This is a genomic window from Streptomyces sp. NPDC052064 (assembly GCF_055585925.1).
On sequence record NZ_JBVJJE010000001.1, the window covers coordinates 661735 to 677381 of the forward strand.

General features: G+C 68.3%; 12 protein-coding genes. 6 read left to right on the forward strand and 6 right to left on the reverse strand.

Going from position 1 to position 15647, the window contains the following annotated elements; all coding sequences use genetic code 11:
• Window positions 1–93: 93 nt before the first annotated feature.
• The 5 genes from tuf to ACZ6TU_RS03155 form a co-directional block, all read right to left on the reverse strand.
• Window positions 94–1287, reverse strand: coding sequence for an elongation factor Tu (gene tuf / locus ACZ6TU_RS03135; protein WP_030233924.1), 1194 nt, complete (start codon window positions 1285–1287; stop codon window positions 94–96).
• Between the two features lie 156 nt (window positions 1288–1443).
• Window positions 1444–3570 (reverse strand): elongation factor G, encoded by a 2127-nt coding sequence (gene fusA / locus ACZ6TU_RS03140; RefSeq protein WP_467672072.1) that lies wholly within the window; start codon window positions 3568–3570, stop codon window positions 1444–1446.
• Window positions 3571–3609: 39 nt separating this feature from the next.
• Window positions 3610–4080, reverse strand: a complete 471-nt coding sequence (gene rpsG, locus ACZ6TU_RS03145; protein WP_003998848.1) for a 30S ribosomal protein S7 — start codon at window positions 4078–4080, stop codon at window positions 3610–3612.
• A 2-nt stretch (window positions 4081–4082) separates the two neighbouring features.
• Window positions 4083–4454, reverse strand: coding sequence for a 30S ribosomal protein S12 (gene rpsL / locus ACZ6TU_RS03150; protein ID WP_003948652.1), 372 nt, complete (start codon window positions 4452–4454; stop codon window positions 4083–4085).
• Window positions 4455–4792: 338 nt separating this feature from the next.
• On the reverse strand, window positions 4793–5314 hold the full coding sequence (locus ACZ6TU_RS03155) for a DUF1707 and DUF4190 domain-containing protein (protein WP_467672074.1): 522 nt from the start codon (window positions 5312–5314) through the stop codon (window positions 4793–4795).
• Window positions 5315–5508: 194 nt separating this feature from the next.
• Here ACZ6TU_RS03155 and ACZ6TU_RS03160 point away from each other — a divergent pair, with 194 nt between their 5' ends.
• The 6 genes from ACZ6TU_RS03160 (at window position 5509) to ACZ6TU_RS03185 (ending at window position 11687) form a co-directional block, all read left to right on the forward strand.
• Complete coding sequence (locus ACZ6TU_RS03160) at window positions 5509–6213, forward strand: Crp/Fnr family transcriptional regulator (RefSeq protein WP_467672076.1); 705 nt, start codon at window positions 5509–5511, stop codon at window positions 6211–6213.
• Window positions 6214–6336: 123 nt separating this feature from the next.
• The gene (locus ACZ6TU_RS03165; RefSeq protein ID WP_467672078.1) at window positions 6337–7080 is read left to right on the forward strand and encodes a hypothetical protein; all 744 of its coding nucleotides are present in this window, start codon (window positions 6337–6339) and stop codon (window positions 7078–7080) included.
• Window positions 7077–9188 carry a hypothetical protein gene (locus tag ACZ6TU_RS03170; protein ID WP_467672080.1) on the forward strand — a complete coding sequence of 704 codons (2112 nt, stop codon included), beginning with the start codon at window positions 7077–7079 and terminating at the stop codon, window positions 9186–9188. The genes ACZ6TU_RS03165 and ACZ6TU_RS03170 overlap by 4 nt, the downstream gene beginning before the upstream one ends.
• A 20-nt stretch (window positions 9189–9208) precedes the next feature.
• Window positions 9209–10180: a hypothetical protein gene (locus ACZ6TU_RS03175; protein WP_467672082.1), complete on the forward strand. Its 972-nt coding sequence runs from the start codon at window positions 9209–9211 to the stop codon at window positions 10178–10180.
• Window positions 10177–10683, forward strand: coding sequence for a Pycsar system effector family protein (locus ACZ6TU_RS03180; protein WP_467672084.1), 507 nt, complete (start codon window positions 10177–10179; stop codon window positions 10681–10683). Before ACZ6TU_RS03175 ends, ACZ6TU_RS03180 begins: the two co-directional genes overlap by 4 nt.
• Window positions 10684–10721: 38 nt before the next feature.
• The gene (locus ACZ6TU_RS03185; RefSeq protein ID WP_467672086.1) at window positions 10722–11687 is read left to right on the forward strand and encodes a M48 family metalloprotease; all 966 of its coding nucleotides are present in this window, start codon (window positions 10722–10724) and stop codon (window positions 11685–11687) included.
• A gap of 54 nt (window positions 11688–11741) precedes the next feature.
• On the opposite strand, the gene ACZ6TU_RS03190 is transcribed toward ACZ6TU_RS03185, so the two are convergent.
• A complete protein-coding gene (locus tag ACZ6TU_RS03190; RefSeq protein WP_467672088.1) occupies window positions 11742–15641 on the reverse strand; it encodes a DNA-directed RNA polymerase subunit beta' in 3900 nt (1299 codons plus the stop codon).
• Window positions 15642–15647: the final 6 nt, after the last annotated feature.

The window sequence follows — 15647 nt, forward strand, 5'->3', positions numbered from 1 at the left end:
GCATCGGGCACAGCAAAGGGGCCCGCACGACCGAAGTCGTACGGGCCCCTCCGAGCCACTCAGGTCAGTCGACCGTCAAGCCAGTCCGAAGACTCACTTGTTGATCTTGGTGACCTGGCCGGCGCCCACGGTCCGGCCACCCTCACGGATGGCGAACTTCAGGCCCTCCTCCATGGCGACGGGCTGGATGAGCTCCACCTTCATCTCGGTGTTGTCACCCGGCATGACCATCTCGGTGCCCTCGGGGAGGGTCACCACGCCGGTCACGTCCGTCGTACGGAAGTAGAACTGCGGGCGGTAGTTGTTGAAGAACGGCGTGTGGCGGCCACCCTCGTCCTTGGACAGGATGTAGGCCTGCGCCTCGAACTCGGTGTGCGGGGTGACCGAGCCCGGCTTGATGATGACCTGGCCGCGCTCGACGTCCTCGCGCTTGATGCCACGGAGGAGCAGACCGACGTTCTCACCGGCCTGGCCCTCGTCGAGGAGCTTCCGGAACATCTCGATGCCGGTGACCGTGGTGGTGGTCTTCTCCTGCTTGATGCCGATGATGTCGACGGTCTCGTTGACCTTCAGGACACCACGCTCGATACGGCCGGTGACGACCGTACCGCGACCGGTGATCGTGAAGACGTCCTCGATCGGCATGAGGAACGGCTTGTCGACGTCGCGCTCCGGCTCCGGAATCGCGGTGTCGACGGCGTTCATGAGCTCGAGGACGGAGTTGCCCCACTCCTTGTCGCCCTCGAGGGCCTTCAGAGCGGAGACCTTGACGACGGGAACGTCGTCGCCCGGGAACTCGTACTCGGAGAGGAGCTCACGGACCTCGAGCTCGACGAGCTCCAGGATCTCCTCGTCGTCCACCATGTCGGCCTTGTTCAGGGCGACGACGATGTACGGAACGCCGACCTGGCGGGCCAGGAGCACGTGCTCCTTGGTCTGCGGCATCGGGCCGTCGGTGGCGGCGACCACGAGGATGGCGCCGTCCATCTGCGCCGCACCCGTGATCATGTTCTTGATGTAGTCCGCGTGACCGGGGCAGTCGACGTGGGCGTAGTGACGCGTCTCGGTCTGGTACTCGACGTGCGCGATGGAGATGGTGATACCGCGCTGGCGCTCCTCAGGAGCCTTGTCGATCTGGTCGAAGGCCGAGGCCTCGTTCAGGTCCGGGTACGCGTCGTGCAGCACCTTGGTAATGGCGGCCGTGAGGGTCGTCTTACCGTGGTCGATGTGACCGATGGTGCCGATGTTGACGTGCGGCTTAGTCCGCTCGAACTTCGCCTTCGCCACTGGGGTCCTCCTGTGGAGTGGTTCTGGTACGCCTTACTCATCGGCGCCAGGTGATCTTTGCTGGAAAGCCCGGGCCCCGGGGCATTCTCACCACGATTGCGGCGGAATGCCCCTCAAGGCTCCGGAGTCAAGCCTACGGCGTGTAGACGCGGTGCGTTACTCGCCCTTGGCCTTCGCGATGATCTCCTCGGCGACGTTCCGGGGAACCTCGGCGTAGGAGTCGAACTGCATGGAGTAGCTGGCACGGCCGGACGTCTTGCTGCGCAGGTCGCCGACGTAACCGAACATCTCCGAAAGGGGCACGAGGCCCTTCACGACGCGGGCACCGGCCCGCTCCTCCATGGCCTGGATCTGACCACGGCGGGAGTTGATGTCGCCGATGACCTCACCCATGTAGTCCTCGGGCGTGGTGACCTCTACGGCCATCATCGGCTCGAGCAGTACGGGGCTGGCCTTGCGCGCGGCCTCCTTGAAGGCCTGCGAACCGGCGATCTTGAACGCGAGCTCGGAGGAGTCGACCTCGTGGTAGGCACCGTCGAGCAGCGTCACGCGGACACCGGTCATCTCGTACCCGGCGAGGATGCCGAACTGCATGGCCTCCTGCGCACCGGCGTCCACCGAAGGGATGTACTCCTTCGGCACACGGCCACCGGTCACCTTGTTGATGAACTCGTACGAGGCGTCGCCGCCCTCGATCGGCTCGACCGCGATGATGACGCGGGCGAACTGGCCGGTACCACCCGTCTGCTTCTTGTGGGTGAACTCGACCTTCTCGACGGCCTTGCGAATGGTCTCGCGGTACGCGACCTGCGGCTTGCCGACGTTGGCCTCGACCTTGAACTCACGACGCATACGGTCGACCAGCACCTCGAGGTGCAGCTCGCCCATACCACCGATGATGGTCTGGCCGGTCTCCTCGTTGGTGTGGACCTGGAAGGACGGGTCCTCCTCGGCCAGGCGCTGGATCGCGACGCCCAGCTTCTCCTGGTCGCCCTTCGACTTGGGCTCGATGGCGACCTGGATGACCGGCGCCGGGAAGTCCATGGACTCCAGGATGACCGGGTTCTTGTCGTCGGACAGCGTCTCACCGGTGGTGGTCTGCTTCAGGCCCATGACGGCGACGATGTCGCCGGCGCCCACCGACTCGATCTCCTCACGCTTGTTCGCGTGCATGCGGTAGATCTTGCCGATGCGCTCCTTCTTGCCCTTCACCGAGTTCAGCACCTGGGTGCCGGAGTGCAGGCGGCCCGAGTAGACCCGGACGAAGGTGAGCTTGCCGAGGTGCGGGTCGCTCATGATCTTGAACGCGAGCGCGGCGAGGGGCTCCTCGTCCGACGGCTTGCGCGCGATGACCTGCTCCGGGTCCTTGACGTCGTGGCCCTCGATGGCCTCGACGTCGAGCGGGGTGGGCAGGTAGCGCACGACCGCGTCGAGCAGGGGCTGAACGCCCTTGTTCTTGAACGCGGTACCGCAGAACACGGGGGTGACGGTGGTGCCGTCGCCCTTGCCGGACGCGATGGTGATGCGACGGATCGCGGCGTAGAGCTGCTCCACGGTGGGCTCGGTGCCCTCCAGGTACAGCTCCATCAGCTCTTCGTCGTTCTCGGCGACGGCCTCGAGCAGCTTGCCGCGGTACTCCTCGGCAGCCTCGACGTGGGTGTCCGGGATGTCGACGGTGTCGTACATCTCGCCCTTGGTCGCCTCGGCCGACCAGACCAGGGCCTTCATCGTCACGAGGTCGATGACGCCCTTGAAGTCCGCCTCGGCACCGATCGGCAGCTGCATGACCAGCGGCTGCGCGCCCAGGCGGTCGCTGATCATGTCGACGCAGCGGTGGAACTCGGCACCGGTGCGGTCGAGCTTGTTGACGAAGCAGATACGCGGGACGCCGTAGCGGTCCGCCTGACGCCACACCGTCTCGGACTGGGGCTCAACGCCGGCAACACCGTCGAACACCGTCACGGCACCGTCGAGCACGCGCAGGGAGCGCTCCACCTCGACGGTGAAGTCGACGTGACCCGGGGTGTCGATGATGTTGATGGTGTAGTCGTTGTCCTCGAGCGGCCAGTGACAGGTGGTGGCAGCAGAGGTGATCGTGATGCCACGCTCCTGCTCCTGCTCCATCCAGTCCATGGTGGCAGCGCCGTCGTGGACCTCACCGATCTTGTACGAAACGCCGGTGTAGAACAGGATCCGCTCGGTGGTGGTCGTCTTGCCCGCGTCGATGTGGGCCATGATCCCGATGTTGCGGACCTTGGCCAGGTCAAGTGAAGTGGTAGCCATAAGGCTTCAGTCTTCTCTCGGTCTCGATGTGGGTAGCGACTACCAGCGGTAGTGCGCGAAGGCCTTGTTGGACTCGGCCATCTTGTGGGTGTCCTCGCGCTTCTTCACGGCCGCACCGAGGCCGTTGGAGGCATCGAGAAGCTCGTTGAGGAGACGCTCGGTCATGGTCTTCTCGCGACGGGCGCGGGAGTAACCAACCAGCCAGCGCAGCGCCAGGGTGTTGGCGCGGCCGGGCTTGACCTCGACCGGCACCTGGTAGGTGGCGCCACCGACACGGCGGGACTTGACCTCGAGGGTCGGCTTGATGTTCTCGAGAGCGCGCTTCAGCGTGATGACCGGGTCGTTGCCGGTCTTCTCGCGCAGGCCCTCCATGGCGCCGTAGACGATGCGCTCGGCGGTGGAGCGCTTGCCGTTCAGCAGCACCTTGTTGATCAGGGAGGTCACCAGAGGAGAACCGTAGACCGGGTCGATGATGACCGGGCGCTTCGGGGCGGGGCCCTTACGAGGCATTCTTACTTCTCCTTCTTGGCGCCGTAACGGCTGCGAGCCTGCTTGCGGTTCTTGACACCCTGGGTGTCGAGCGAGCCGCGGATGATCTTGTAGCGAACACCCGGCAGGTCCTTCACACGGCCGCCGCGCACGAGCACGATGGAGTGCTCCTGCAGGTTGTGTCCCTCACCCGGAATGTAAGCGGTGACCTCGATCCCGCTGGTCAGACGCACACGCGCGACCTTACGCAGGGCCGAGTTCGGCTTCTTCGGGGTGGTCGTGAACACACGCGTGCAGACGCCACGACGCTGAGGGGAACCCTCGAGTGCGGGCGTCTTGTTCTTCTCGACCTTGTCCTGCCGGCCCTTGCGGACCAGCTGCTGGATCGTAGGCACTACTTCTCCGGTTTCTGTGTGCCGATAGGTGAAGCTAACCTGGAACGTCGCCGACCCACGCGGTCGGGTGTGTCGAATCCCGCGGACTTCCGCCGCCAGGCAGAATTAAGCGCGGATCACGGTGGCCGCCATCAGCTCGACGTGCGGTTCATGGCACGCACGAGAGCCAGGGCACACCCCAGGCACAAGGTCTGAGCGTACCTATCGCATTCGCTGCGGTCAAAACAAATGGGTGCCGCCCACATCGCCATGCGGGACATGTCAAGCCCCCCGGCCGTTATCGATCTTCAATTCGATGACGGCTGTCCGATTTGCGCACGTTTCTCGCTGCCCGGGCGTCACCCGGCCGCGATGGACACCACCGTCAGCAACACCAGGACGAGTGCCCAGCCGGCCGTGGACAACCACCCGAGTACGAGACCGGTCAGCGCGAGCCCGTCCCCCAGCTCCCCCCGGCTGCGGATCTCGGCCCGCGCCACGTGTCCCAGCACCACGGCCGGGATCCCCGTCAGCCCCATGGTCGGCAGACACAGCAGCCCGCACACGCCGGCCGCCACAGCCTTCCCGTTCGTCTGCGGCCGCGGCACGGGCAGAAACGTCCGCGGCACGGGCATGACCCCGGCCGACTGCGGCAGAGGCCCCTGAGGCAGATCGGCGACGAGCATCGCCAGCTCCCCCACGGTCCGCGCCGCGTACGCCCGCGCCACCCGCTTCTCGAACTCCTCGTGCTCCATCCGCCCCTCGCCGTACCCGGCTCTGAGCACATCCACGGCCCGCTCCCGATCGGCGTGCGAGGCGAGCATGGACGGGGCGCTGGGGCCCTGCCAGGGCTGCCAGGACGGGTAGGGCGGCTGCGACACGGAGCACCTCCCCGGGAGCCGGAGTCCTTCCATGATGCGCCGAAGCGGCGATTCCGGCACCGGTGCGTCCACGGCCGGATGGCGATCATCGGCCAGGCGGCTGATTGTCGCCCGTTCCTCCCATGGTCATCTCAAGTACGTTGACTGCCTGTACGCGACAGGCATCGGCACTGGTGAACGCGGGGGGCGGCGGGATGACCGGGGGGCAGGCACGAGCGTGGGACGACGACGGCGTCCCGTTCCTCGCCCGGCTGGAGAAGGAGGACCGCGCCGCCCTGCTCGCCATCGGCCGCCCCCTGCGCTACCCGGCCCGCGGCGTCATCCTGCACCAGGACGAGCCCTCGTCCCACGTCCTGCTGTTGCTGCACGGCTGGACCAAGGTCACCGCGATCGCGGTCAACGGCTACGAGGCCCTGCTCGCCCTGCGCGGTCCCGGCGACATCATCGGTGAGGGCGCGGCACTGACCGGCCGCCACCGCTCGGCGACCGTGACGGCTCTGGAGCCGGTCGAGGCGGTCGTCATCGACCAGGCCCGCTTCACCGTCTTCGTCTCGGACCACCCCCCGGTGGCGTTGCAGCTGCTGAGCCTGTCCACGGACCGGCAGCGATCGACCGACCGTCGGCGGCTGGAGTGGGCGGCACTCACCGTGCGGGAGCGGCTGGCCGTACTGCTCCTGGAACTGCTCCGCACCCACGGCAGCCGGACCGACGAGGGCATCGAACTCACCATCGGGCTCAGTCAGCAGGAGTTCGCCGGCTCGGTCGGCTCCTCGCGCGAGGCGGTGGCCCGGCTCCTCAAGGAGCTGCGGGACCGGCAGGTCGTCGCCACCCGGCGCCGCCGCATCGTCGTACTCCGCCCCGACGTCCTGCGCCGCATAGCCGGCGAGAGCTCGGCCTGACGCACATCCGCGCCCTCCGGTCTGTGCAAACGGTCACACTCCCTCCATGTCATCGGTCCTCTGAGGCTCGCCCGCGGCCCGCCATCGTGCTCGGCAACGGACACCGACGCGCGAGAGGTAGCCATGACCGACCCCGTGTACCGCACGATCCTCCTCTTCGACATCGAGCAATACGGCTCACGCGACGACGTGGAACAGGCGTTCCTCCGCCGGGTCCTCTACGACGTCGTGGACGCGACCCTGCTCGACGCCGCCGTCGACGAGACGGCCCGCCTGCGCGCCGACCGTGGCGACTCCGTCATGGAGCTCATCGACACCGCGGTCCCCGTACCGGCCGTGATCAAGACACTCCTGACCGAGACCCCCGCCCTGCTCCACAACAAGAACCGCCTCCTGGCGACCAGCGCCCGCATGCGCCTGCGCATCGTCCTGTCCTCCGGCTACGTCGCGGTCGACGAACTCGACGGCTGGGTCGGCTCGGACCTCAACCACGCGGTCCGCCTCCTGAACTCCGACCCGCTGCGCGACGCCCTGAAGCAACGCGAGTCCGACTACGTGCTGTGTGTGTCGGAAAGCGTCTACCAGGGGGTGGTACGGCACGGGCCGCTGGGCGTGCGCCCGGAGGAGTTCCACCGGGTGACCGTGGGCACGAAGGAGGGGCCCACGGTGGCTTGGGTGCACGGGGAGCCGGGCACGCCGGGCTCCCCCGAGGCCTCCACTGGGGCCGCCGCGACGGGCCCGGACGCACCCGCCCCCCGGCACGACGACATCCGCATCGGCGGCGACCAGTACGGTCAGGCGGGCGGCACGCACTACGGAGACCAGCACTTCGACTTCACCGGCCGTGCCCGGGACGAGCGCCGATGAGCCAGGAGGAAGCGGCAGTCGGCGCGGCGAAACCAGCCGACGAGACCGCGCAGGACGGCGATCAGAAGAAGCAGGAAGAGGCAGCCGGGGAACAGCCGAGGCAGGAAGCGTGGGCCGCGCGCCGGGACCTGATCGCGCACGGCCCGGACTTCGTCTCCACCCTGGTCACCCGCGACCAGTTCGGCCAGACGGGCGGCACGCACAACGGCGACCAGCACTTCCACTTCGGTGGCCCGGCCGAGACACCCCGCACGCTGTCCGGGCCGATCCCCCAGTCGGAGATCGACGAACTGGCGGACGTCTTCCGGGGCTGCGACAGCTTCGACAAGGCGCTCGCACGGCTGAGGAACGACAGCCTGGTCATCCTGTCCGGCGGACGCGAGACGGGCCGCCGTTCCGCCGCGCTGATGCTGCTGCGCCGGCTGGGCGTCGACCGGATGCGCTCCCTCGTTCCCCCCGCGTCGTTCTCGGCGCTGTCCGACCAGGTGGACACCTCGGCCGGATACGTCCTGTGCGACCTGGCCGTCAGCCGGAACCGCCCCCTGCGCGAAGCCCAGCTGCTGGCACTTCGCGAACAGCTGGAGCGCACCCGAGCCCATCTGGTGATCACCGTCGAGCCCTCGGCGGCACTGGGTGGCGTGCCCTTCGTGCGGTGGGAGCCGCCCTCGGCCGAGGACATGCTCCACGCCCACGTCACCCACAGGACCGGTGAGTCCGCCTGGCCGGAGCTGTTCGGGCTGACAGCGGTGAAGGAGTTCCTCGCCCGTCACCACCGCCCGGACGACATCAGGCGGTTCGCGCTGCCGCTCGTCGCACACCATCGCGGCGAGATCGACGAGCCGAAGCTGGCCGCCTTCGGCGAAACGGCCGTGGCGAGCCGGGTGTCCCGCTGGCTCACGGAGGAGAAGCCCGAGCTGCGCGACAAGGCGTTCCTTGTCTCGCTCGCCGTGTTCGACAAGGCGCCGTACGCGGTGACCGCCGAGCTCGCGGACGGCCTCTTCGTACGCCTGCATAAGATCCAGGACCCCGGTCTGCCGCCGTCCATCCCCGTCTTCGGCAGCTCCCGCGAGGAGCGGCTTCGGCTCGCGCACGCCGACGGGTACGTGACCGCGGAGGTCACCGAGTGGGGTCCTCTGGAGGGCAGGTTCTGCGCCCGGTTCCGGGACGAACGGACGGCTCCGATGTTGCTGGAGGAGGTATGGAACCTCCACCCGTCCGCCCGCCCGGCCTTCGCGGAGTGGATCCGCAACCTGGCCGACGACCGCCGTCCTCTGGTGCGGACCCGCGCGTCGTCGGCGGCGGCCCTGCTCGCCACCGCCGATCTGTCGTCCGCCATGGCCCACCTCATCGAGCCGTGGGCGGACGGCCGTAAGCCGCATGCGTGGCTGACCGCGGCCAACGCCCTCACCATGGCCCAGTTGCTGAACGTGCCGACCGTCTCCCGGATCCTGCACGACTGGTGCACCGGGGACGCCGAGAGCCGCCGCTGGACGGCGATCCGCGCCTACGGCCTTCTGGGGCCGGTGCACCACAAGGAGACCCTGGCGGCCCTCGTGGACGCCATGCACCGGCCTCCGTCCCCCGAAGTCGAGAGCAGCCAGAAGAAGGACGAGGTGCCGGAGGAGGCCCGCCAGCTCGCCGACGCCCTCGAACTCCTGCTCCTCGCCGTTCGGGACCCCGTACTGGCAACCCTGGCCGAACTCCTGCGCACCGACCGCGCGGTCCGTCCGCACGCCCTGCTCGCCTTCCTCCAGGCCTGCAAGCAGGCGAAGGACGACGAGAGCGACCGCCCGCCCGTCCTCGACTGGTACGCGCGGGCCGCGGCGGCCGAGGACCCGGCGGCCGCCCGGCACCTGGCCGTGTTCTGGGACGCGCTGCTCACCGACCGGACGCACAACCCGCAGGCCCTCGGCGTCCTTCGCGGCTGGGTGCGTAGGGCCGACGACGATCCGGAGTCCGAGTCGGCCCTCGCCGCGCTGCTCGGCGTCCTCGTCACCACTCCCACCAACCAACAGCGGGTCAGCCATCTGCTGCGCGCGGTCCGCGACTCCAGAGGAGCCTCCTCGCCGGCCGCGGATCGGCTGCTGAAGCGCCTCTCCCTCGACTGACCCGCTTTCGGAGGCCAACCATGGAACATCCCGAGCAAGAGCAACTGGACTGGTTCCAGCAGCAGCCCCAGCCCCCCGCAGCCCCTCATACCGACGCGGACCCCGTCCGCACCGTCTGGCAGCTCCCGCGCTTCCACCTCGGGGGCCGGCGTTTCACCGGGCGCATCGACCACGCCCTGGTCTGCGTGACACGAAAGGGGGCGTACGAGACCTTCCGGCCGCCCGACCGTCCGACATCCGTGCGGCGCTACATCGCTGTGTACGAGGTGGATACGGACCCGCACGCCTTCCAGCTGAATGTGCCCCTGCCCAGCCTGGTGGACAGCTTCGAGTTCGAGGTCACCGCCGACGTGGGCTGGCGGGTCGCCCATCCGGCGCTGTTCGTCCGCAGCCAGGAGCGGGACGTGCCCGGCCTGCTCACACGTGAGCTGCTGCCGCTGATGCGTGCCGCCGGCCGCCGCCATCCCATCGAGGCCGGGCCCGAGGCGGAGCAGGCCGTACAGCAGGCGGTGCGGGACGCGACCTGGCTCGGCCAGGCCCAGGGCCTGCACGTCACCTGCTCCGTACGCCTGCGCCACGACGCCACCGAGCGTTCCCACCAGGCCCGCCTGCGCACCGCTCGGCACGAACTGGAGGCCGCGAAACCGGAGCACGCGGCGGCCCTGCTTCGCGAGTCGTACGAGGCCGAGCGCAGGGCCGAACAGATCAGGTTCTACGAACTCACCTTGGCCAGGGGCGGCACCGCCGCGCTCGCCCTGCACCTGGCGTACCACCCCGACGAGACAAAGCTCGTCCTGGACCACCTCCAGGCAGGCCAGAACCGGCTGCTGGACACCCAAGTGAGCCTGATCAACCAAGCCTTGGAGAACAAGCAACTGGAGGGCTACCAGCTCGATGAGCCCCACAAGCTCATCGCCGAGCGGATGAAGGCCATCCTGCGGACCACGGACCCGTCCACCCCGCCCGAGGACGAGCCGGAGTCCGGCACATGAACCCACCGGACGATCCGGAGATGCGCGCGGGCGCCCAGCTGCTCGCCGACCTCCGCGGCGAGATCGCCCGCGCCGACGCGAAGGCCACCGTTCTGGTCGGCGCGCTCGGCATCTCGGCGGGCGTGCTGGCCGCGCTGCTGACCGACCGCGGGTGGAGTCCCGCTCAGCTCCCCATGCCCGCCGCTCTGCTGTGGTGGGCCGGGGCGGTGTCCTTGGTCGTCGCGCTGTTCGCCCTCCTGCTGGCGGTCATGCCCCGCTACCGAAGCAACCGCTGGACGCCCGGCCGACCGCTCACCTACTTCGGCGACGTACGACGAGCCGCACAAACCGGCCGGCTGAGCGCGGCCCTCGTCGAGACGGGCCGCGACCCCGTCCGTGGCGTCTTGCTCGCCCTCGCCGAGACAAGCGGCATCGCCGCCCGCAAGCACTTCTGGATCCGGACCGGACTGATCTCGTTCGGCTGCGCGACCGTGCTGTTCCCCGGATCGATGCTCCTCGCCTGAACCTCGCCGCTCTCTGCCCCGCACGGAAAGGAAGTCCCATGACCACGTCCCCACCGGACCACGGCGACCTCCCCCGCCGCCCCGGCCGCGTCCACATAGCCGCTCGGCAGCGCGGGACGGACATCACCGCCATCGGCTCGCTGGCGCTGCACCTTCCCCACGTGGCGGCCAGTCTGGCCGTCGTCTTCGTCGTGTCGTACGCCCTGTCCTACCCGAGCAATCTGCCGTGGTGGCTTCTCTTCGGCTGCTGGGTCGTGAGCGGAACGCTGGTCTTCCACCGGCCGTGCGAGCGGCTCATGGCCCGGTGGCTGTTCAGACTGCGCTACCCCACCCCGGAGGAGGACGGGCGGCTGCGGCCCGTCTGGCGCGAGGTGACCGCCCGGGCCGGAGTGGACGCAGGCGTCTACCAGCTGTGGATCGAGGAAAGCGACGCGGTCAACGCCATGGCGGCGGCCGGTCACATCGTCGGCGTGACCAGTCACTCGCTGCGGACACTGACGCCCGGGCAACTCGCCGGTGTCCTCGCCCACGAGCTGGGTCACCACACGCGGGGACACGCGTGGGCCTCCCTGCTGTCCCTCTGGTACGCGCTGCCGGCCCGGCTCGCCTGGCGTCTGCTGCTGCGGCTGGCCACCCGGCTGGACCGGCTCCCGACAGGTGTGGCCGCTGTGGTGATCGGCGTGTCCGGCGCGGCCGTGGTCGCACTGGCGACCGCCACGTACGGGCTGATCTTCCTGCCGCTGGCCACGCCGTATCTGGTGGCCGCCGTGTCCCGGCGCTCAGAGCTCCGGGCCGACGAGCATGCCGCGGGCCTCGGCTTCGCGCCCCAGCTGATGGCCGTACTGCACCAGGAGTGCGACCGGGAGGAGTCCCCTCGCGTCCCGGCCGCCGCGCTGGGTGCCGCCTTCACGAAGGAGGGGGTGATCGCGCGGCTGCTCGACTCCCATCCCGATGTCCACACCCGGCTCCATCGCTTACAGGCGCATCTGGAGAGCCGGCACTGAAACGCCGGAGGGCGGCCACCCCAAGGTGACCGCCCTCCGGCTCAAGCGACTCGCTTACTGGTTGTACGGACCGTAGTCGTAGTCCTCCAGCGGCACAGCCTGGCCGGAGCCCGTGCCGAACGGCGAGTAGTCGATGTCGTCGTAGCCGACGGCCGAGTACATCGCGGCCTTGGCCTCCTCGGTCGGCTCGACCCGGATGTTGCGGTAGCGGGACAGACCCGTACCGGCCGGGATGAGCTTACCGATGATGACGTTCTCCTTGAGGCCGATGAGGCTGTCGGACTTGGCGTTGATCGCCGCGTCCGTCAGGACTCGGGTCGTCTCCTGGAAGGAGGCGGCCGACAGCCAGGATTCCGTCGCCAGCGAGGCCTTGGTGATACCCATCAGCTGCGGACGACCGGAGGCCGGGTGACCGCCCTCCTGGACCACACGACGGTTCTCGGTCTCGAACTTCGAGCGCTCGACCAGCTCGCCGGGCAGCAGCTCGGCGTCGCCGGACTCGATGATCGTCACGCGGCGGAGCATCTGCCGGATGATGATCTCGATGTGCTTGTCGTGGATCGACACACCCTGCGAGTTGTAGACCTTCTGGACCTCGCCGACCAGGTGGACCTGGACGGCACGCTGACCCAGGATGCGCAGCACGTCGTGCGGGTTGGTGGCACCCACGGTGAGCTTCTGGCCCACCTCGACGTGCTCGCCCTCGCTGACCAGGAGTCGGGCGCGCTTCGAGATCGGGTACGCCGTCTCGTCGCTGCCGTCGTCCGGCGTGATGACGATCTTCTTGGTCTTCTCGGTCTCCTCGATCCGGACGCGGCCGGAGGCCTCGGAGATCGGGGCGACACCCTTCGGGGTACGGGCCTCGAAGAGCTCGACGACACGCGGCAGACCCTGGGTGATGTCGTCACCGGCCACACCACCGGTGTGGAAGGTACGCATCGTCAGCTGGGTACCGGGCTCACCGATGGACTGGGCGGCGATGATGCCGACCGCCTCACCGATGTCGACCAGCTTGCCGGTGGCCAGCGAACGGCCGTAGCACATCGCGCAGGTGCCGACGGCGGACTCGCAGGTCAGGACCGAGCGGGTCTTGACCTCCTCGACGCCGTGGCGGACCAGCTCGTCGATGAGCACGTCGCCGAGGTCGGTACCGGCCGGGGCCAGCACCTTGCCGTCGACCACGATGTCCTCGGCGAGGCAGCGCGCGTACACGGACGTCTCGGCGTCCTCCGCCTTGAGCAGCGTGCCCTCGGCGTTCCGGCCGGCGATCTTCAGACGCAGACCGCGCTCGGTGCCGCAGTCCTCCTCGCGAATGATGACGTCCTGGGAGACGTCGACCAGACGACGGGTGAGGTAACCCGAGTCGGCGGTACGCAGAGCGGTGTCCGCCAGACCCTTACGGGCACCGTGCGTGGAGATGAAGTACTCCAGCACGGACAGGCCCTCACGGAAGGAGGCCTTAATGGGACGCGGGATCGTCTCGTTCTTCGCGTTCGACACCAGACCACGCATACCGGCGATCTGACGCATCTGCATCATGTTGCCTCGTGCACCCGAGTTCACCATCATGAAGATCGGGTTGGTCTTCGGGAAGTTGTCGTTCATCGCCTCGGCGACCTCGTTGGTCGCCTTGGTCCAGATCGCGATGAGCTCCTGCGTGCGCTCGTCCTTGGTGATCAGACCGCGCTCGTACTGCTTCTGGACCTTCTCGTCCTGCGCCTCGTACCCGCGGACGATCTCCTTCTTCGCCTCGGGAACGACGACGTCGGAGATGGCCACGGTGACGCCGGAGCGGGTCGCCCAGAAGAAGCCGGCCGCCTTCAGGTTGTCGAGCGTCGCCGCCACGATGACCTTCGGGTAGCGCTCGGCGAGGTCGTTGACGATCTCGGAGAGCTGCTTCTTGCCGACCTCGTAGTCGACGAACGGGTAGTCCTCGGGCAGCAGCTCGTTGAAGAGCGCACGGCCCAGGGTGGTGTTCAGCCGGAAGCTGTCACCCTGCTGCCACTCGGGCTCACCCTCCTCACGCGCCGGCGGGGTCCAGCCACGCGGCGGGATGGTGCCGACCGGGAAGCGGACGTCGATCCTCGACTGGAGCGACAGCTCGCCCGCGTCGAAGGCCATGATCGCCTCGGCGACCGAGGCGAAGGAACGGCCCTCGCCCTTGAGGTCGCGCATCTCGCCGTCGGTGGTGAGGAAGAACAGACCGAGGACCATGTCCTGGGTCGGCATCGTCACCGGACGGCCGTCGGCGGGCTTGAGGATGTTGTTCGAGGACAGCATCAGGATGCGGGCCTCGGCCTGCGCCTCCGCGGACAGCGGCAGGTGCACGGCCATCTGGTCACCGTCGAAGTCCGCGTTGAACGCGGTGCAGACGAGCGGGTGGATCTGAATGGCCTTGCCCTCGACCAGCTGCGGCTCGAAGGCCTGGATGCCGAGGCGGTGCAGCGTGGGCGCACGGTTCAGCAGAACCGGGTGCTCCGCGATGACCTCTTCCAGCACGTCGTACACGACCGTGCGGCCGCGCTCGACCATGCGCTTGGCGCTCTTGATGTTCTGCGCGTGGTTCAGGTCGACCAGGCGCTTCATCACGAACGGCTTGAAGAGCTCCAGCGCCATCGCCTTCGGCAGACCGCACTGGTGCAGCTTCAGCTGCGGACCGACGACGATCACGGAACGCGCGGAGTAGTCCACACGCTTACCGAGCAGGTTCTGACGGAAGCGACCCTGCTTACCCTTCAGCATGTCGCTGAGGGACTTCAGCGGGCGGTTACCGGGACCCGTGACGGGACGACCACGGCGGCCGTTGTCGAACAGCGCGTCGACGGCCTCCTGGAGCATGCGCTTCTCGTTGTTCACGATGATCTCGGGCGCGCCGAGGTCGAGAAGCCGCTTCAGGCGGTTGTTCCGGTTGATCACACGGCGGTACAGGTCGTTCAGGTCGGAGGTCGCGAAGCGGCCACCGTCCAGCTGCACCATCGGGCGAAGGTCCGGCGGGATGACCGGCACGCAGTCGAGCACCATGCCCTTGGGGCTGTTGCTGGTCTGCAGGAACGCGGAGACGACCTTCAGGCGCTTGAGCGCACGGGTCTTCTTCTGGCCCTTGCCGGTACGGATGATCTCGCGGAGACGCTCGGCCTCCTCGTCGAGGTCGAAGGACTCCAGGCGCTTCTGCAGCGCCGCAGCACCCATCGAACCGTCGAAGTACGTGCCGAAGCGGTCGCGCAGCTCGCGGTAGAGCAGCTCGTCGCCCTCGAGGTCCTGGACCTTGAGGTTCTTGAACCGGTTCCACACCTCGTCGAGCCGGTCGATCTCGCGCTGCGCACGGTCGCGCAGCTGCTTCATCTCGCGCTCGGCACCCTCGCGCACCTTGCGGCGCACGTCGGCCTTGGCGCCCTCGGCCTCCAGCTCGGCCAGGTCGGTCTCGAGCTTCTTGGCGCGGGCCTCCAGGTCGGCGTCGCGGCGCTGCTCGATCTGCTGGCGCTCGACGGAGACGTGGGCCTCCAGCGAGGGCAGGTCGCGCGTACGGCGCTCCTCGTCGACGTACGTGATCATGTACGCCGCGAAGTAGATGACCTTCTCCAGGTCCTTCGGGGCGAGGTCGAGCAGGTAACCCAGCCGCGACGGGACGCCCTTGAAGTACCAGATGTGCGTGACGGGCGCGGCGAGCTCGATGTGGCCCATCCGCTCACGGCGCACCTTGGCGCGCGTGACCTCGACGCCACAGCGCTCACAGATGATGCCCTTGAAGCGGACACGCTTGTACTTGCCGCAGTAGCACTCCCAGTCCCGGGTCGGACCGAAGATCTTCTCGCAGAAGAGTCCGTCCTTTTCGGGCTTGAGCGTGCGGTAGTTGATGGTCTCGGGCTTCTTGACCTCGCCGTGGCTCCACTGACGGATGTCGTCAGCGGTAGCCAGACCGATCCGGAGCTCGTCGAAGAAGTTGACGTCGAGCACTATGCG